The organism is Bradyrhizobium sp. 87 (genome assembly GCF_023073015.1).
GTDB lineage: Bacteria > Pseudomonadota > Alphaproteobacteria > Rhizobiales > Xanthobacteraceae > Bradyrhizobium > Bradyrhizobium canariense_D.
This window is the reverse complement of sequence record NZ_JADPIQ010000032.1, coordinates 1-18,126: the sequence shown is the minus strand read 5'-3', so window position 1 is coordinate 18,126 and position 18,126 is coordinate 1. Positions and strand designations below refer to the sequence as shown.

Annotated in this window: 15 protein-coding genes; 10 read left to right on the top strand and 5 right to left on the bottom strand. The window is 60.7% G+C overall.

Going from position 1 to position 18,126, the window contains the following annotated elements; all coding sequences use genetic code 11:
• Window positions 1-5: 5 nt before the first annotated feature.
• The 10 genes from IVB50_RS08605 to IVB50_RS08560 all read left to right on the top strand — a co-directional run bounded on the left by IVB50_RS08605 (window position 6) and on the right by IVB50_RS08560 (window position 9,698).
• On the top strand, window positions 6-1,001 hold the full coding sequence (locus IVB50_RS08605; RefSeq protein ID WP_247295483.1) for an acetamidase/formamidase family protein: 996 nt from the start codon (window positions 6-8) through the stop codon (window positions 999-1,001).
• Window positions 1,002-1,058: 57 nt separating this feature from the next.
• The gene (locus IVB50_RS08600) at window positions 1,059-2,276 is read left to right on the top strand and encodes an urea ABC transporter substrate-binding protein (RefSeq protein ID WP_247295535.1); all 1,218 of its coding nucleotides are present in this window, start codon (window positions 1,059-1,061) and stop codon (window positions 2,274-2,276) included.
• Between the two features lie 97 nt (window positions 2,277-2,373).
• Window positions 2,374-3,240, top strand: a complete 867-nt coding sequence (locus IVB50_RS08595) for a branched-chain amino acid ABC transporter permease (protein WP_247288216.1) — start codon at window positions 2,374-2,376, stop codon at window positions 3,238-3,240.
• Between the two features lie 11 nt (window positions 3,241-3,251).
• Window positions 3,252-4,322 carry a branched-chain amino acid ABC transporter permease gene (locus IVB50_RS08590; RefSeq protein WP_247295481.1) on the top strand — a complete coding sequence of 357 codons (1,071 nt, stop codon included), beginning with the start codon at window positions 3,252-3,254 and terminating at the stop codon, window positions 4,320-4,322.
• A 2-nt stretch (window positions 4,323-4,324) separates the two neighbouring features.
• Complete coding sequence (locus IVB50_RS08585; RefSeq protein WP_247295479.1) at window positions 4,325-5,044, top strand: ABC transporter ATP-binding protein; 720 nt, start codon at window positions 4,325-4,327, stop codon at window positions 5,042-5,044.
• On the top strand, window positions 5,034-5,759 hold the full coding sequence (locus tag IVB50_RS08580) for an ABC transporter ATP-binding protein (RefSeq protein WP_140479070.1): 726 nt from the start codon (window positions 5,034-5,036) through the stop codon (window positions 5,757-5,759). The genes IVB50_RS08585 and IVB50_RS08580 overlap by 11 nt, the downstream gene beginning before the upstream one ends.
• A gap of 45 nt (window positions 5,760-5,804) precedes the next feature.
• The gene (locus tag IVB50_RS08575) at window positions 5,805-6,566 is read left to right on the top strand and encodes an SDR family NAD(P)-dependent oxidoreductase (RefSeq protein ID WP_247295476.1); all 762 of its coding nucleotides are present in this window, start codon (window positions 5,805-5,807) and stop codon (window positions 6,564-6,566) included.
• Window positions 6,567-6,751: 185 nt separating this feature from the next.
• The gene (locus IVB50_RS08570) at window positions 6,752-8,155 is read left to right on the top strand and encodes an amidase (protein ID WP_247295472.1); all 1,404 of its coding nucleotides are present in this window, start codon (window positions 6,752-6,754) and stop codon (window positions 8,153-8,155) included.
• Window positions 8,156-8,478: 323 nt separating this feature from the next.
• Window positions 8,479-8,745, top strand: coding sequence for a helix-turn-helix domain-containing protein (locus tag IVB50_RS42395; RefSeq protein ID WP_256464688.1), 267 nt, complete (start codon window positions 8,479-8,481; stop codon window positions 8,743-8,745).
• 647 nt (window positions 8,746-9,392) lie between these two features.
• Window positions 9,393-9,698, top strand: a complete 306-nt coding sequence (locus tag IVB50_RS08560) for a hypothetical protein (protein ID WP_247295469.1) — start codon at window positions 9,393-9,395, stop codon at window positions 9,696-9,698.
• 606 nt (window positions 9,699-10,304) lie between these two features.
• On the opposite strand, the gene IVB50_RS08555 is transcribed toward IVB50_RS08560, so the two are convergent.
• The 5 genes from IVB50_RS08555 to IVB50_RS08540 all read right to left on the bottom strand — a co-directional run.
• A complete protein-coding gene (locus tag IVB50_RS08555) occupies window positions 10,305-11,423 on the bottom strand; it encodes an IS110 family transposase (protein WP_247295467.1) in 1,119 nt (372 codons plus the stop codon).
• A gap of 199 nt (window positions 11,424-11,622) precedes the next feature.
• Window positions 11,623-11,835, bottom strand: a complete 213-nt coding sequence (locus tag IVB50_RS42250) for a ThuA domain-containing protein (RefSeq protein ID WP_346771298.1) — start codon at window positions 11,833-11,835, stop codon at window positions 11,623-11,625.
• Entirely contained in the window at window positions 11,804-12,373 is a 570-nt protein-coding gene (locus tag IVB50_RS08550; RefSeq protein WP_346771297.1) for a ThuA domain-containing protein, read from the bottom strand. Before IVB50_RS08550 ends, IVB50_RS42250 begins: the two co-directional genes overlap by 32 nt.
• Before the next feature lie 130 nt (window positions 12,374-12,503).
• Entirely contained in the window at window positions 12,504-15,824 is a 3,321-nt protein-coding gene (locus tag IVB50_RS08545; RefSeq protein WP_256465344.1) for an adenylate/guanylate cyclase domain-containing protein, read from the bottom strand.
• A 1,967-nt stretch (window positions 15,825-17,791) separates the two neighbouring features.
• Window positions 17,792-18,126: hypothetical protein (locus IVB50_RS08540; RefSeq protein ID WP_247295462.1), on the bottom strand; the 335-nt coding region annotated here is incomplete at its 5' end.

The window sequence follows — 18,126 nt, the reverse complement described above, 5'->3', positions numbered from 1 at the left end:
ATCTCATGTCCGAAGAGTGGTTGAACAAATCCATCTTGGCCAGGCGCGCCGTCGCCAAGGGCGCGACCGGCGCGACCCATAGCCTGACCATCGAGCAGCAGGGGGACTTCCATTACGTCTACGGTCCCTATGCCAAGCCGACCCTGTCGATCGACCCGGGCGGGGTGGTCGTCGTCGAAACCGAAGATGCGTTCGGCGGCGTGCTGACCAAGGAGACCGACAGCCCCACCGCCAAGCTCAACTTCCCCTATCTCAATCCGCAATGCGGGCCGATCGCGGTGAATGGCGCCAAGAAGGGCGATTGCCTCGCGATCTATATCCGCGACGTCGAGACACGGGGCGAGCAGCCGGCCGGCACGACCTGCATCATTCCGGAGTTCGGTGGGCTGGTCGGGACCGGGTCGACGGCGCTGCTCAATCCGCCGTTGCGGGAGCGCGTGAAGAAGCTGCATGTCGACAGGAGCGGCGTGCGCTGGAACGATAAGCTCACGCTGCCCTACGAGCCCTTCATCGGCACCATCGGCGTCTCGCCGGAGATCGAGGCGATCTCGTCGCTGCAGCCGGACTATCACGGCGGCAATATGGACCTGCCCGACGTCGCACCAGGAGCGATCATCTATTTCCCGGTGCATACCGACGGCGGGATGCTCTACGTCGGCGACTGCCACGCGACGCAGGGCGACGGCGAACTCTCCGGCGTTGCGCTCGAGCAGCGTGCGACCGTCACGCTCCAGGTCGATTTGATCAAGAATTGGAACTTCGCCTGGCCGCGGCTCGAGACCAAGGACTTCATCATGACGATCGGCAGCGCGCGTCCGCTCGAGGATGCGGCGCGCATCGCCTATCGCGAGCTGGTGCGATGGATGGCGGCCGATTACGGCTTCGACGAGATCGACGCCTACATGCTGCTCAGCCAGGCCGGCCGCATGCGCCTCGGCAACATGGTCGACCCCAAATACACGATGGGGGCGTCCATCCTGAAGAATTACCTCAAGCCATGACACCCAGCCGCTTTCCATAGAGGGGACATCACGATGAATTCGGGACGTAAAATACGGATGGTTTTGCTCGGCGCCCTGCTCGGCACAGTGGCGTCGATGAGTGTTGGGCGCGCAGCGGAGCCGCCACTGAAGGTCGGCCTGCTCGAGGACGTGTCCGGCGATCTCGCCTTCATGGGCATGCCGAAGCTGCACGGCTCGCAGCTCGCTGTCGAGGAGATCAACAAGAGTGGCGGTATCCTGGGGAGGCAGATCGAACTGATCCACCTTGATCCGCAAGGCGACAACGCGCGCTATCAGGAATTTGGCCGCCGCCTGCTCAATCGCGACAAGGTCGACGTGCTGATCGGCGGCATCACTTCGGCCTCGCGCGAGGCGCTGCGTCCGATCGTCGATCGCACGACGACGCCGTATTTCTACACCAACCAGTACGAGGGCGGTGTCTGCGACGCCAGCATGATCAGCATGGGCGCGGTGCCCGAGCAGCAGTTCTCGACTCTGATCCCCTGGATGGTCGAGAAGTTTGGCAAGAAGGTCTATGTCATCGCCGCCGACTACAACTTCGGTCAGATCTCGGCGGAGTGGAACCGCAAGATCATGAAGGACCTGGGCGGCGAGGTCGTCGGAGAGGAATTCATTCCGCTCGGCGTGTCGCAATTCGCGCAGACCATCCAGAACATCCAGAAGGCGAAGCCGGACTGGCTGCTGACGATCAATGTCGGCGCCGCCCAGGATTCGTTCTTCGAACAGGCGGCCGCGGCCAACCTCAACCTGCCGATGGGCTCGTCAATCAAGGTCATGCTCGGCTTCGAGCACAAGCGGTTCAAGCCGCCGGCGCTCAACAACATGCACGCGACCGCGAACTGGTTCGAGGAGATCGACACGCCCGAGGCCGCCGAGTTCAAGAAGCGATGGCACGCGAAATTCCCTGACGAACTCTACATCAACGACATGGGCTACAATGCCTATAATGCGCTCTATATGTACAAGGCGCTGGTCGAGAAAGCGAAGTCGATCAAGCTCGACGACATGCGCAAGGTGATCGCGACCGGCGATGCATGCATCGACGCTCCCGAAGGCAAGGTGTGCATCGATCCGAAGAGCCAGCACACATCGCACCGCATGCGTCTGATCTCGGTCGGGCCGAAGCATGAGGTGAAGGTCGAGAAGGACTATGGGACGATCCAGCCGTACTGGCTTAGCGAAATCGGTTGCGATCTCACCAAGAAGAACGACAAGGACCAATACACGCCAAGCCATCTCCCGAAGAAATCGTGATACCTGACGGGCACGGATTTTGCTCGTATTGAGAGTCGCGTTCTGTACAAGGCCGGCGCCGCAACGATGCGGCGCCGGGATCGACAGAGGGACCAAGATGTCGGCTGAAGTATTCTCAGTATTCTATCAGTTCGCCGACGTGTTCGCGTTCCTCATTCTCTCGGCTGCAGGTCTTGCCATCGTGTTCGGTATGATGGGCGTCATCAACATGGCGCATGGCGAGTTCATCATGTGCGGCGCTTATGTCACCGTCGGCCTTGTGAATCTGGGCGTTCCGCTCGCGATTGCGCAGATCCTGGCAGCGCTCACGGCGGGGCTCATCGGTGTCCTCGTCGAGTTCCTGGTCGTGCGGCGCTTCTACAAGCGGCCGCTGGACTCTCTGCTCGCGACCTGGGGACTTAGTCTGATCGTAACGCAATCGATGCTTCTGATCGTAGGCTCCGCGGTGCGGGGCATCGGAACGCCCGAGGGAAGTTTTGCGATCGGTGGCTATACGTTTTCGACCTATCGTCTGGTGCTGTTCGCGTGCGCGGTAGCGGTGCTGGCCGGTCTTTACATCATCTTCATGAAGACGCGATTCGGCGTGATCTCGCGCGCCACGATGCAGAATGCGGCCATGGCGAAGGCGCTGGGCGCGCGCACTGGCCGCATCTATGCGATCAGTTTCGGAATCGGCACGGGTCTCGCCGGGCTTTGCGGGGCCCTCTACGCACCAACCATGACGCTGATCCCGACCATGGGAGCGACCTTCGTGGTCGAAAGCTTTGTCACAGTCGTGATCGGAGGGGCGAACGTGCTGCTCGGAACAGCGCCAGCGGCCGTGTTGCTGGCCATGATCCGGATGGCGCTGAACGCGAGCTACGGCCAGATCATCGGGCAGATTGGCATGCTGGTCGCTGTTATTTTGATCATTCGGGTTCTGCCCGAGGGACTCTCCAGTGTTCTAGTTCGTCGTGGGCGCTAAAGGGAATCGTGATGTTGAAGCTGCTGGAAGGTCCGCAGACCCTCGGACGTGGCAAGGTCTTCTGGTCCAGCTTCCTTGTCGTGCTCGCGGGCGCGCTGACATATCCGCTGTTCGCTGATTCCTACGACGTTGGCAATTTCGCCTACTTTCTGATCTGGATCTTCATGGCGCTCGGCCTATGCTTGATGTGGGGTTATGGCGGCATGCTATCGTTCGGCCAGACCTTGTTCTTCGGCATCGCCGGCTACGGGTACGGCGTGCTCGCGATCAACATGGGCGGCGGCACAGCAACGATCGTCGCGCTCGTGCTCTCCGTGGTGCTCGCGATGATCGCGGCGGGCATCCTCGGCTACTTCATGATTTGGGGCGGTATCAATGGCATCTTCTTCGGCATCGTTACGCTGTCCGCAACGCTGGTGCTGGCCTTCTTCCTCGGCCAGACGGCTGGACCGGAATGGCATATCGGTCCGGCCCGGCTGAACGGCTTCAACGGCATGAAGGGCATGGACCCGCTGACTGTGGGTGAATTCTACATTGAGGGATCGGCGCTCTACTATGTCATGGTCGCGCTGATCGTGATCGTCTATCTCGCGCTGCGGATGCTGGTGAACTCGGGGATCGGCAACGTCATCGTGGCGACGCGCGAAAATCCGCAGCGTGCGGAAATGCTGGGCTATGACATCCGCAAATATCAGCTTCTGACATTCGTGATCGGCAGCGGCCTCGCTGGGCTGAGTGGTGCGCTGTACACATCCTGGGGGCAGTTCATCACACCGTCCAGCATCGGCTTGCCGGCTGCCGCGATGCCGATCGTCTGGGTCGCCTTCTCCGGGCGCAGCGATCTGACGGCGACGTTGGTCGGGTCGTTCCTGCTGCTGTTCGGCTTTCAGACCATCACCGTCTACAGCCAGCAGGCCGCGCTGGTGCTGATGGGGGCGTTGCTGCTCGCCACGGTGATGCTGGCGCCGCAGGGCTTCGTGCTCGGCATCGGCAAGCTCGTTGCGGACTGGTCGCGCGGACGACGTCGCGGTGACGGTGACGTCATCGCGGAGGCCGGTCGCTTGCAGTCGGAAGAGTCCTGATCATGGCGCTGGTCGAGGTCAAAGGCGTATCCAAGCGGTTCGGCGGATTGACCGCGGTCTCCGGCGTCGACCTCACGGTCAACGCCGGCGAGGTCCACTGCCTGATCGGTCCCAATGGCGCCGGCAAGAGCACGCTGTTCAAGCTGATCGTGGGTCTCTACCCCCCGACCGAGGGCAGCATCCTGTTCGACACCGTCGACATCACCAAGGAGCGTCCCTATGCGCGCGTGCAGCGGGGCATGAGCATCAAGATGCAAGCCCCGAGCGTGTTCAAGGAATTGCCCGTCCGACAGAACATCCAGACTGCGCTCCAGGAGCGATTGTCCGGCGCGGAACGCATCGCGGAGGAAAATCGCCTCATGACGCTGCTCAACCTCGCACCGGACAGCCACAAGCTCGCGGGCGCGCTGTCGCATGGCCAGCAGCAATGGCTCGAGATCGGGATGGCGCTCGCGCTCAAGCCGCACCTCCTGCTGCTGGATGAGCCGACGGCCGGCATGTCGCCGGAAGAAACCTACAAGACCGGCGAGCTGATCAAATCGTTCAATGCCGAGGGAATGACGGTGCTCGTCGTCGAGCACGACATGGCCTTCGTACGCCAGGTGGCCCAGCGCGTCACGGTGCTGCATCTCGGCAAGATCTTTGCGCGCGGCGATCTCGAGAGCGTCTTGCAGGACGAGAAGGTCGCGGAAATCTATCTCGGCAAGACCCATGCTCACTAAGCCCAATCCCACCGACCGGATGCTGGACGTATCGGAACTATGGGCCGGATATGGTGCGACGCCGATCCTGCAGGGAGTCACCATGTCGGTCGCGCGCGGCGAGATTGTCGGCGTGATCGGCCGCAACGGCGTCGGCAAATCGACCTTGATGCGGTGCCTGATCGGCCTGCTGCAGACGTGGCGCGGCACGATCCGCTTCATGGAGCAGGACGTCACGGCGCTGGAAGCCGATGCACGGGCGCGGGCCGGCTTCGGCTACATCCCGCAAGGGCGAGACGTGTTTCCACAGATGACCGTCGAGGAGAATCTTCAGGTCGGAGAGCTGATCGGCGGCCCCGGGGGCAAGAAGCTGCCGGAGCTCGTCTATGAGTATTTTCCTCGGCTGAAGGAGCGTCGCCGGCAGGCCGCGGGCACCATGTCGGGCGGCGAGCAGCAGCAGCTCGCCATCGGCCGGGCGCTGATCGGCAATCCGTCGCTCATGATCCTGGACGAGCCGTCCGAGGGCATCCAGCCGTCGATCGTCCAGCACATCTGCGAGGCGCTGCGATCGTTCCGCAACGAGCTCGGAACCACCATCATCTTCGTCGAGCAGAACCTCGACACGATCCTGGCGATCGCCGAGCGCTGCTACATCATGGAGAAGGGCAAGATTACGCAGTCGCTGGCAGGCGCCGAGGTCAACGAGGACAACGTCCGCGAACAGCTTCTGCTCTGAACGGCAGCATGCGTGTCTTGAAGTCGTCGATAGGGAGGAATGAACATGGATCTGGGACTCAGGGGAGCAAGGGTTCTTGTCACCGGCAGCACCAAGGGCATCGGCAGGGCGATCGCCGACACGTTTGCGGCCGAAGGCGCCAATGTCGGCATCTGCGCGCGCAACCAGACCGACGTCGACAACGCGGTCACCGCGATCAAGGCGAAGGGCGTCGCCGCCTTCGGCAGCTCGGTCGACGTTTCCAACGGCCCGGCGCTCAAGGCCTGGGTGGAGGATATGGCCTCCAGGCTCGGCGGCATCGACGTCGTCGTCGCCAATGTCAGCGCGTTGTCGATCGGGCAGGACGAGGAGAGCTGGGAGAAGGAGTTCTCCACCGACATGATGGGCACTGTGCGGCTGGTCAATGCGGCGATGCCGTATCTCGAGAAGAGCAACGCCGCCGCGATCGTCACCATCTCCAGCGTGTCGGGCCGCGAGATCGATTTCGCCAGCGGGCCCTATGGCACGTTCAAAGCCGCGATCATCCATTACACGCAAGGGCTCGCCTTCCAGCTTGCCGACAAGGGCATCCGCGCCAACTCGGTCTCGCCGGGCAATACTTATTTCGAGGGAGGCGTCTGGAACCAGATCAAGGATGGCAATCCCGAGCTGTACAAGACTGCACTTGCGCTGAACCCGACCGGCCGCATGGGCACGCCGCAGGAAATGGCGAACGGTGCGGTGTTCCTTGCCAGCAAGGCTGCAAGCTTCATCACGGGGACCAACCTCGTGGTTGATGGCGCGCTCACGCGCGGCGTGCAGTTCTAGGGCCGCGCGCATCGCGCTTTCTCCCCCCGCCTGCGGGGAGGATCGGCGAGAGGGTGTCTCCGCGTCGGGAATCCCCAAGAGGAGAAAGCCCTTATCCGCGCCGCGGCGCGACCTCTCCCGCGAGCGGGCGAGGTGCACCGAGTTTGTCGTTCAGTTGAGAATAACACCAAGAAGAAGAGCCTCCAATGTCCACCGATCCAATCCACTACAAGCAGATCACCGAACTCTCCGAACTGTTCCGCCGGGGTGAGCTCCTGCCGTCGAAGGTGACGGAGGCCATGCTGAGCCGGATCGAGAAGCTCGACGGCAGGTTTCACGGTTACGCACTCGTCCTCGCCGAGCGCGCCATGGCTCGGGCGAAAGTTTGTGACGCGGAGCTCGCGAAAGGGATCTGGCGCGGGCCGCTACACGGCGTGCCGATCGGGCTGAAGGATCTCTGCTACACCACCTTTGCGCCGACGGCGGGCGGCACCACGATCCACGCCAAGTTCGTCCCGTCCTTCAATGCGACGATCGTGGACCGGCTCGAGCATGCCGGCGCCGTTACGCTCGGCAAGCTGAAGATGACCGAGGGTGCCTACACCAGTCACCATCCGGACGATCAGGCGCCGCTCAATCCCTGGAACGTCGACTACTGGGTCGGCTCCTCCTCGAGCGGATCGGGCGTGGCGACCTCGGCGGGGCTCTGCTTCGGCTCGATCGGTAGCGACACAGGCGGCTCGATCCGGTTTCCGTCCGCGACCTGCGGGCTGACCGGCATCAAGCCGACCTGGGGACGCGTCAGCCGTCACGGCATCTTTCCCCTGGCGGACTCGCTCGACCATGTCGGGCCGATGTGTCGAAGCGCAGCCGATGCGGCCGCCATGCTTGGCGTGATCGCGGGAGCGGATGTCAACGACCCGACGGCGCTGCAGGCGCCGGTGCCGAACTATCTAGCCGCGATCGGAGACGGCATTCGAGGCTTACGGATCGGCATGGACCGCAGCTACACCCAGGATGGGATCGATCCGCAGGTGGTCGCCGCGCTGCTGGACGCCGAGCGGACGCTTGCGGCCTTGGGGGCCGACATCCGCGAGGTCAAGTTTCCGGCCTATGAGAAGCTCGTGAGCATGTGGATTCCGATGTGCTCGATTGAGACCGCGGAGGCGCATCTCGAGACCTATCCGTCGCGGAAGTCGGAATACGGCCCCGATCTGGCGCAGCTGATCGAGCAGGGGAGGTCAATGAGCGGCGTCGAGATCGCGCAGATCCATCACGAGCGCCTGAAGTTCTGCGGCAGCCTCTCCGCGTTGTTCCGTGACGTCGACCTGCTGCTCATTCCCACCATGCCCGTGCCGATCCCGACGCTAACCAAGATGGGGGAATACGGCGCAGATCCGAGTGTGCTGCTCAGCATCCTGCGCTTCACCGCGGTGTTCGACTTTTCCGGCAGCCCGACGATCACGCTGCCGAACGGCATAGCATCGGACGCCCTACCGCTCAGCATGCAACTGGTCGGCCCTCATCTGTCCGAGGATGTGCTCGCCCGCTCCGGGCATGCCTTCCAATCGGTGACGGACTGGCACACCCGGCGTGCTCTGATGGATTGAACCTATGTCGGCCCGGCTCAGGGGCCGAACCATCGCTTACCGCATCACTGACGGTATTTTGAATGATACTGTGGCAGTTCAAGAAGTGGCGATTTCCGCCACCTCTGTAAACTATTCGTCGATCGTCTCCGACAGGTAGCGATATCGCCGGTACTTCGAACAGCGCAAATTATCCTGTGAATTCGAGATCGAAAAATTGCAGCGGATTATACCATCGGGATATGTCCGTCAGATGTGGAGATTTGTGCTTGTAGAACAAGGACGAAACGTCCTGCTCAACAATCGAGTGGGAGTAGTGTGGTCGTCGGCGGCTGCCGCGCAATTTGGCGTGGTTTGGCGAGAATGTTCGCACTTCCTCTCAAGCAATCGGGCGCACTCGCGGCGGCGAGTTCAGTTTGCCCATCACTCATGTTGATCTTGGCGATTGCTTGGGACTTTCAGTGGTCCATACGAACCGTACCCTGCAAGCTCTACGCGGGGAACGGTTGGTCGAAGCGGACAAATCCGGCTTCAACTTGCTCGACCAGGAACGCTTGGAAGAGCTGGCAGGGTTTGATCGGACCTATCTCCATCTGACGCCAAGCCGCTAGAAAACTCAGAGCCTCACAGCCTATGAGGCCAATCAGGAAAGTAAGGCCGCCCTCAGTGGGCGACCTCTTTGAGAAACTTTAAAAGCAGCGCCGCTCGTGGCCCATCGTCGGTTGGCGCACTGCAACGGCAGGTCCTGAGCAAGCGGAGGCGCTAATTTGCTGTTATGCACCGTTGATACTTCGCGCTGCGGCTGCTGACGCCGCGAGGACCTGCTGACGCTCCGTTAGGAACCTGCTCTCAGTGCTTGGTTTGTTGTCTCGCTCGCTCATCCGAGCTGGCGGAGCGGCCCCGGCCTATAACCTCCAGCCCCCTGAAGCCGGGGCCGTTTTCCTCCGTCCGGGTGGGCCCGCTTACGGCCACAGTGGCCAATAAACCGATGGAGTGGTGCCCTGAAGAACCATCCTGTTGATCCCGGACGTTGGGAGGAATCCGATGAGGTCGCTTGTCCAGAAAGCTCGATCATGGCCTTGGCTGCCGAGGACGAGCTAGAAGCTTTGCGGATTGGGAAAAAAATGGCGGCCATGCTCAACAAGGCAATTGCCGTCAGAGCTGCCGACGGCAGGGTATTGGCGAGGCTGCAGCCGCCAAGATCGACCATTCGCGGACCTAGACAGGAAGGCCGAACGCGCTACCGCGGCGTAAGCTGATGCGTTCGCACAACGGGCATCGTTGCGCCGGTGTCGTATTGTTCACTTGCGATCCGCTCAATCGTCGAGCGATGCCTCTTGAACGTCTCGATAACGTCGTTTGGACTGGTTCCGTCTGCCGCAGCGCGATCCCGCAGCGCGGCGATATCCACTCTACAATCGATGCGGTCGTCACCCGCGAGCATCGCGAAGAACAACGCTTCATTGTTCGCGGCATCGAACTCGCCAGATGGATCAGAGGTAAAGGGGCATCTCGGGAAGTCCGTCGCTCAGTTTTCGATAAATGGCGGCTCAGCCGGGAATGAAGCCTCACTCCCAACGCAGCGCTAAGCCTTCAGCCCAAAGAACGGCCCCACGCCAAGGTGGCACGACCTAGGGCTGAGGCCGCTCCCGGCTACAAACGATAGCCTCATGCGTCTGAACGCATGCAGAACCAAGAGTGGCTGATGGGTTTCGTTCCTACTCTCCGCTGGCGTGCTCCTTGTGGGCGCCCCTTGCCAGCTTCTCGTACCGGCAGGGCCGGAGCACGGCCGGACCATTCCATTCTGATGTCCCCAGTCAAGCACACAGCGCACGGTTTCTCATCTCCACGAGGACTCATCGTGAAGTTCTTGTGCCGATGGATCGTGCAGAGGAGAAGGCGGGACTCAAAGAGGTCGGTGAACAGGCTCTGATGCGCGGGTTGGATACCGCATTTCCGTTTTTTCGTCTGGGGCTGTCCCTGGTCTAGCGTCGGGCGTCGATCGGATGATCGGCCACATAATGGATTTCAGGATTTCCCCTGCCGTGGTCCCGCCTTCACTTCTGCACGATTATGTCTGCGACTGCCCCTGATCTTGATTGCAACAAAGGGGGCTGTGGGCCGGTCGAGCGCACCTCACGACTCGAGCGGTCCACAGCCCCCAACGATGTCACGCCTGTCGAGGTGGCATGAGCTCGCGATTGATCCCCCAAATGAAGGCGGATAGCTCTCGGGCAATCGCCGTGACGATTACGGTTCGCCGCTTGCCCTTCCGCTCGAGTGAGCGGAAGCGTCCGCACAGCCTGGTTTGCGCTTTCCACGCAATCTCGCGCGCGACTCTCGGTGCGGCCTCCACCTTTGGCTGCTTGTCTCGGCTCACGCGCGGCGGATATCGATAGCTCCAGGCCGCCTCTACAAGAATACGTCGCGCCCGCCCATTACCGGCTTTGGTGATGCCGCCTCGCTTGACTTGGTCGCCAGTCGAGTTTTCTGTGGGCACCAGACCCAGATAGCCCATCAACTCGCGCGGATTTTGAAAGCGGGATAGATCACCGATCTCAGCCAGCACCCCCGCAGCCGCAATGAGATCAATCCCACGCACCGCCTGCAGGGCCGACACAACCTCGGCGAGCGACCACTCGGGTACTACCTCGCGGATGGCATCTTCCAAACGCTCCAGCCGCTCACTTTCCTGGCGTATCCCCTCAAGTAACTCTTCGAATGCGATGCGCTGCTCGCGATGCTCGAGCTTCTGCGACATGAGCCATCTCATGTGGGCTGGTCCCCACGTTGTCTTGCCCGGATAGATGCGTCCCAGCCGCAGCATCAATGACGAGATCTGTTGACGCTTGCCCTGGAGGTCCTTCTTCACTGCTTGACGGGCGCGCGAGAGATCGCGCATAGCCTCATGGCGCTCGTCCGGCACCCACACCGCCGTGAGCTCGTCCGCGCGCAACAGCTTGGCGAGGCTTACCGCATCGCGCCGGTTCGTCTTCACTCGATCGCCGGCCTTCTTCGGAACGAGCGAGGGGGCCACCACCAGGCAGTCATGGCCGAGGCTCTTGAGCAGTCTGTAGAGACCGTATCCTGTTGGCCCTGCTTCGTAGCAAAACGTCAACTGACAGCATTTCGCTGCAAGCTTTGCCACCAGCTTTCGGATCGCTGCCTCCGTGGCAGGAAACTCCCCGAGATATCGTACCTCGCCGCCACGGCCGCCATCGGCAATGGCTATAGCATTGCGCGATTTTGACGTATCGATTCCGACAAAGACCTCGGTATGATGACCCACGACTCGCCCTCCTTGTTTGAGGCTCTACCCGGTCCATCCGGGCAACCCTCGTCGCAACATCGAGGGTGAGTCGCCTCATTTTGTGGGGGGACATACAGTCTAGCGGAAGTCGCAGACGAAGACGGGACGAACTTCTGGTACGGACGCCAGCCTGCAAATCCGACGGCGGCGCAAATGCGAAGCGCCGCTGCGGCGTCTACTAGGGCGACCTTCGCATACACCAGAGGATTGCGTTCGTGAGGATTCGCTGGTAGCGGCCATCCTGCCAAACTGACGGCTCGTGGCCCAGCGCCGAATAGAATACTCGTCCCTCGCCATAGAATCGGGTCCAAGTGAGAGGCCAGCCATAGAATCGTTGATGTACGCCGGTCTTGCCAAGGTCAACCGAGCTCGGGTCGAGGCGCAGGAGCACGCGTGCTCCACGAGAAGTCGCTGATCTGGTAGATCTCGTCCTCGACTTGCAACGAATTCCCGAGAAACGCCACTAGGGGATCGCGAGGATCAACCACCTCGATCTTCACGGCCTGATGCCAAGGATGACCATTGAAATAGCCGCCGACCAGATCGAGATAGTCCGGCCAACTGTAGAAGGTGTCCGCCGCCGAATGAATAACCAGGAACCCGCGGCCAGAGCGTACAAAGTTGAGAAGAGCTCTCTTTTGCGCGGCGCTCATTGGAAGTTCTCCGGTTGTGTAGAACATCACCGCCGCGTAGCGCTCGAGGTTTTCGGTAGAAAATTCGGACGTGTCTTCCGTTGCAATGACTTCAAAGACACCCGAATTGCTTCCGAGCTGGGTCAGGATGACCTTGGAAAGCGGTATGACATCATGCCGGTAGCCAGCGGAGTATGTGAAATAGAGGATGCGCTCTGGCGGACGCTCCGCATGCGCGCCGAGTGGTCGGATCGCCGCCGCGCCGCCGAGAAGCTCGATGAAGTCACGTCGCCTCACAGTGGCCTCCGCCACAAGCATGTGTTGAAGAAGCCTTGCGCAGATCACCCCAGCGCCGGCCGTGTCGGCCTAGAAGTCACATCTGAGGGTGGCTGATCCTGGTATCGCCCGGCAGATCGTGGAGTTTGAATCACAGATCCTGCAACAACATCTTTGCATCAACAACATCAGGTGAATCAAACCCTTCTTTGAACCAGCCGTAGGTAGGTGCTAACAGGTCTTTGGCTTCGGTGCGGCGCCCCTGGTCACGCCACAACCGCGCCAGGCTGATGGCGGCTCGAAGCTCAAATGATTTCGCTTTCTGATCTCGCGCAATTGCAAGAGCTTTTTGAAAGAGCATCTCGACCTCCACTGGGGCGGTCCCCTGATTACGCCGGAGCTCGCCCTCGATCCGATCAAGCTCGGCTGCCCACATGTGTTCCTGAGTGCGGGCCCTGAGGTCATTAGCTTCCGCGATGGCGACCAAGCCCTCGTCGATACGGTCTTGTCGTAGATAACTCTCCGCCAGCATGATCAAGTAGCGGATCTGATACCAGCTAACGCCCATGGCCAATCGCTCTGTGGCGCTGCGCCGCATCAGCGCCAGGCCGACTTCACCATCTCCCGCTTGGGACATGGTCCACCCCTGAAGGATCAGTCCGCTCAGCCTGAAGTATCGCAGGTCATGCTGATCGGCTAGATCCACGATCGTGTCGGCATAGCCGCGTACGGAGGCAACGTTGAATAGCAATTCGTCCAGACCGGCGCCGGCGTAAATCTTAACGTGAGTGTTGAGAACGGCCTGATTCAGTTCGGCTGCATAATCCAGCGCCGCTTGCTGCCAGGTCCGGGCTCGTTTGGGAAACCCCAGAACCCAATCAAGGATCGGCAGATATGCGATCGCATAGAACTTCGGGTCCCAAATGTAGTGCACCGGCGGCGGTCGATGTCGGCTGGTGACATAGACGCGGAGAATGGTCTCGAAATCGGACCTGGCCTGTTCAAATTCCCCGAAGTAGAGCGCGGTAAGTCCTGAAAGACGGTAGCCAGCCAGCTCCAGCATTTCATCGTGCATTTCCCGGGCCCTGCGCTGTGTCTCGGCGGTCAGTTCGCGCAGTTTGTCATGGTCGCCGCGTACGCAGTGAAAGGTCCACTGGCCACTGAGAGTCGAGAACAAGGCGTCAGCGTCTCCAAGGCGTGCGCCGAGTTCACGCGCCCGCCTGAATGCTATTCCGGTTTCCGGAGCAGCGTAGCCGTGGACCGCGGTCAGTGGTGTTCCGATCGCGCTTTGAACGATTAGCTCCTGTCGATCCCGGTCGGGACTGTCGGGCAGCATCTTTAGCGACTCGAGCGCTCTGGAGAGGTGTCTGATGGCTTCCAAGTTGGCGGACCGCTCTGCCGCTTGCCTTCCTGCTTTGAGCCAGTAGGCCGCAGCGCGGTCGGGACGCTGAGCTTCGGAGAAGTGACGCCCCAAAACCTCCGGCTCGCGCTCCGCTTGATCGAAAAACTGCGTTTCGAGCACCTCGGCAATTCGGGCATGTAGTTGTTGCCGTGTACGGCGCAAGAGCGTGCCGTAGGCGGCATCCTGCACGAGCGCATGCTTGAATAGGTATGACGAGTCGGGCGGCGTGCCACGGCAGAAGACCAGGCCGGAAGCAATGATTTGCTTTAAGCCGGCGCGTAATGCAGCCTCCGAATCCGAGGAGACCGCCGCGAGTACCTCGTATGAAAACTCTCGTCCGATCGCCGCGCCAATCTGAGCGAGGTCTTTGCCCGGACCTAGCCGATCGAGCCGGGCCATCAGCGACGCATGCAGGCTGGCGGGCACGCTACGCGACGGAACCATCGACAACGCGCTCGCCGCCGCGGGTCCCTCAATGCCAGCTTCCAACACCGCTTTCGTCAACTCCTCGACGAACAGAGGCACGCCGTCGGTGCGGTCTATTATCTCACCGACCATCTCGGGAGGCATCCGGTCTCCAGCGATCGCCTCGATCAGCGCCGCGCCGTTGCGTTGGCCAAGCCGACCCAAAGCCATCACCGAGACATGCGGCTCACCGACCCACGGCGGATGGAACTCCGGCCGAAACGTTATGAGAAGCAACACCGGCACCTTCTGAACCAGCTCGATGTTGCGGTGGAGCAAGTCGAGGCTGGTCGGATCAGCCCAATGTACGTCTTCGAAAATCTGCAGAATTGGTTGGTGTTGGGCGAGACCTTTGAGCTGACGTATGAGCGCATCGATCGTGCGCTGACGGCGCTGCTGCGGGCTTAGCTGGAGCCCAGTATGTTGTCCTACGTCGGGCAGTGATAACAAGCCCCCGACAAGCCGATAGTCGTCCGGCTGAGCCGATCCTTGCGAGAGCAGCGCACCGAGCTTGTTGATCTTCACATGCGCATCGTCATCGCGCTGCAAGTGGGCAGCTCGCTCGAGCTGCTTTATAAGGGGATAGAAGGCGGTGTCCGTGTGGTGAGGTGAACAAAAATAACGTAAGCGGGTGTGCGGTTCCTGGCCTATCCGTTCGATCATCGTTGCCGCGAGACGCGACTTGCCTATGCCTGGCTCGCCGGAAATCAGCACCACCTGTCCGTCACCGGTCTTGGCCTTTGCCCAACGGCGGAGCAGCAGTTCCATCTCCTCGTCGCGACCAACGAGTGGCGCAAGGGCCGCGGTGTGGAGCGCCTCGAATCGACTCTCGACCGCACTCGTCCCGATGACCTCATAAGCACGAACTGACGCCGAAAACCCCTTGAGAGGAGCTTCTCCAAGATCACGGTAGTCGAACAATTCACCGACTAAAATGCGCGTGCTTGGCTCGATGACGACAGTGCCGGCGTCTGCGAGCGTTTGTAATCGCGCAGCGAGATTGGGCGTTTCTCCGACAATTCCACGCTCCTGAGACTCGTTCTCACCAATCAGATCTCCGACAACTACGAGGCCCGTGGCTACACCAACTCGTACTTGAAGTCGGTCAGGTGCTTCGACATCTTTTATCGCCATGATGATGGCTAAGGCGGCCTGTACCGCCCTCTCTGCATCATCTTCATGTGCCTGCGGATATCCGAAATAGATGAGCACGCCATCGCCCATGTACTTCGCCACGAAACCATCCCAAGAGGCGACCGTAACCGCGACGCAACGGTGATAGGCGCCGATGACATCTCGCAGGTCTTCAGGGTCCAGACGAGCGGCGAGCGCGGTCGAGCCGACGAGGTCGCAAAACATAACGGTGACCTGCCGACGCTCCGCCGAGACTGTGGTCAGCCCGGATTTCGTTAGCGTGGACGACGACGACGCCGCGCACGTGGTCGTAGCGTCAGTGAGCAGCCCGCTACCGCATTTCCCACAGAACTTCGCTTGCGGTGGATTAATGTTTTCACAAGTCGGGCACGCGACCGAGACCAATGCCCCGCATTCAATGCAGAACTTGCTGCCCTCTGGAACGGTAGTTCTACAGCTCGAGCACTCCATACACGACACCCGAATTTCAGAGGTCGTCGGTCGTCACGCTATGGCTGACGCGGGCAGAATGCTTGTTGCTCTGCTCGGGCCCAGTCAGGCCAGCAATCAAGACGTTTAGGCGAAGTGTGCAGCTTGATCTTCAGGCTGCCCTCACTCTGCCGCTCAAACATATGCGTCGCGAGGCCGCCCCATGGCTGATCTTTCCCACTGGCGTCCTTGCCTTTGGCAGACCACTTGGCTGCACCGAAGAGTAGCGTGCCGCTCGCATGCGCCTCAATTACTTCCAGCTTATGGCCCGTCGCGCCTCCCGCGAAAAAGGCCGCTAAAGAATTGTTCTACGCCGGCCCGTCCTTTGACAAGTTCATGGCTGGGCGGAAGAAAGAGTGCGTCGTCGACATAGTCTCCTTTGCCGAAGGCAGCGTCAAACGCAGCGTACGCGCTCTTGACGTCTTCTTCAGCTGACCCAGCAAGAGATGTCGTGACTAACCCAGCAGATGATTAGAATGACAGCAACCCAAATGGAACGGATCGGTGCCATTTCTTTCCTCCACAGCGCTGTCGGCCGGCTTCCCGCCCATGTTCAAACGCCAAGAGTACGGACCAATTCAAGATTCGTTTATGGGAGAGAACGGTGACCTTTCCGAGATCTTCCCAGTCTGCGTCGTCGTCATCTCGGCGTCAATCGCGTAAGCAAATGGTATGGCATACTGACGCAACCCTTATAGACGCGACGCTAGAGTTAGCGGAGTGCGTTCAACCCGCGCGAGTGATACGAGCAAAGAACGGTCGCACAAGTGCGATTATGCGCTGAGGCACTTCCGCTTCGGGCCCATCTCGGACATCCTGACCGGAGCCCATGATGTGCATTCCCGGAAGTAAGCAGCCGGGACGCCGAAGGCCGCTCGTGACCCACTCTAGACGTCAGATGCGTCAGGACCGCCTTCCCCTTGAGAGCGCAGCAGCGCCGCGGCAGGTGGTCGCCTGCGGACAGCAGCGCGCGAGATCAATAAGCCGTTGCTAGAAAAAATGTGCGAAGGGGAGGCGGATGTGTCACTTCGCCAAGATTGGCATCCAGCCATACGCCATTCCTACGGCCTTACCACGCCGCCCTCATCGGAAACGCGCCACGCTGCCACGCCGAAACATAGCGTTAGCATCAAGTTGGTCAGCAATAGCAGGACTGAGAAAAAGTGGCTCACACGCGCACCCGGAGCCGAACGTCCCCCCAGTACGCATACAGGTGGATGATTCGAAAACTGCAGCTGCGCTGACCTAGTCGCTTTTTCAGAGGTCGTAAAAAATGCTGGATCAACAGCTTCGAACCGGGGAGCGCAGCCCTCGCGCGGTTCGTGCGGCGCCGGGGACCTCGCGCCGCGCTGATCATAGCTAAGCGGCACGGCAGGAGCTATTATCTCGTCCTTCTCGCTCGGGATCAGTCGCTTTCAGGAGTCTCGCAGTGATAACAATCTTACAAGGAATGCTCCTCGCCACCACGGTTCTCGCTGGTGCTGCTAGTGGGGCACGCGCAGCGGGTGGCTGTGGCGAGGGCTGTCATAGGACAAGCGGTGGGGCATGTGTCGTTGACGGCTGGGGCACGGGAGCCAAGGTTCGGAACGAATGCCCGGCGACCTCTCGCCCCCGTCTACGCTGCGGCGGCGGGGATTTCATCAAACAGGCGTGCTTCCAAAATAACCGCGGCTGGTTCTGATCTGGCGCGCCATTTAGGCGCGGCTGTACACAGCGCAATCTGATCTCAGTGCGCGGCCTCAGCGCGGGTACGAACGAGTTCAGTGGAACAGCTTGGTCCTCATCTCGGCCAGTGCGTTGCTTCATGGCCCGCTGTCGGCGCAGTCGCGACGGGCTCGGTTTCCGTCCTTGGGATCAGGTGCGGACCTCCGAGCACGGGAGCCGCATTAGCGCTGGACTTCTATGATGGTTGTGCGGCCCCGCCGCCGGCTTACAGCATCGACTGCGGGCTAGCCGTCTTGGCAAGGGATACCGAAGTTGTCACAAGTGAGGGCGAATGACTCTTTTGCCTTTACATCCTCGAAGCAAAAACGAGCTCCGACTTCCGCGCGATCGATCCACCAATCGGCGTTATTGCTTTTAGCGATGCGGGAGGCTTCGCCGCGTAAAAGATCTAATTGTCTTCCGGCAGCACGTACGATCAGGAAATTTTGTTTGGGCACAGTACTGTCCTCTATTGGCAATCGAGCTATCGCCGAAAGTTGGTGACGGCGAGAATCGGAAAGGCGGCATATCGTGGGGGTGCTTGACGCCTCCACTTCTCCACCGAAGGAGCGATATGCCG

What these genes read in the sequence shown, in the direction of transcription:
- IVB50_RS08605 (WP_247295483.1), top strand. Translation starts at nt 6, where the DNA reads ATGTCCGAAGAGTGGTTGAACAAATCCATCTTGGCCAGGCGCGCCGTC.
- IVB50_RS08600 (WP_247295535.1), top strand. Translation starts at nt 1,059, where the DNA reads ATGGTTTTGCTCGGCGCCCTGCTCGGCACAGTGGCGTCGATGAGTGTT.
- IVB50_RS08595 (WP_247288216.1), top strand. Translation starts at nt 2,374, where the DNA reads ATGTCGGCTGAAGTATTCTCAGTATTCTATCAGTTCGCCGACGTGTTC.
- IVB50_RS08590 (WP_247295481.1), top strand. Translation starts at nt 3,252, where the DNA reads ATGTTGAAGCTGCTGGAAGGTCCGCAGACCCTCGGACGTGGCAAGGTC.
- IVB50_RS08585 (WP_247295479.1), top strand. Translation starts at nt 4,325, where the DNA reads ATGGCGCTGGTCGAGGTCAAAGGCGTATCCAAGCGGTTCGGCGGATTG.
- IVB50_RS08580 (WP_140479070.1), top strand. Translation starts at nt 5,034, where the DNA reads ATGCTCACTAAGCCCAATCCCACCGACCGGATGCTGGACGTATCGGAA.
- IVB50_RS08575 (WP_247295476.1), top strand. Translation starts at nt 5,805, where the DNA reads ATGGATCTGGGACTCAGGGGAGCAAGGGTTCTTGTCACCGGCAGCACC.
- IVB50_RS08570 (WP_247295472.1), top strand. Translation starts at nt 6,752, where the DNA reads ATGTCCACCGATCCAATCCACTACAAGCAGATCACCGAACTCTCCGAA.
- IVB50_RS08560 (WP_247295469.1), top strand. Translation starts at nt 9,393, where the DNA reads ATGCGTTCGCACAACGGGCATCGTTGCGCCGGTGTCGTATTGTTCACT.
- IVB50_RS08545 (WP_256465344.1), bottom strand. Translation starts at nt 15,824, where the DNA reads ATGGAGTGCTCGAGCTGTAGAACTACCGTTCCAGAGGGCAGCAAGTTC.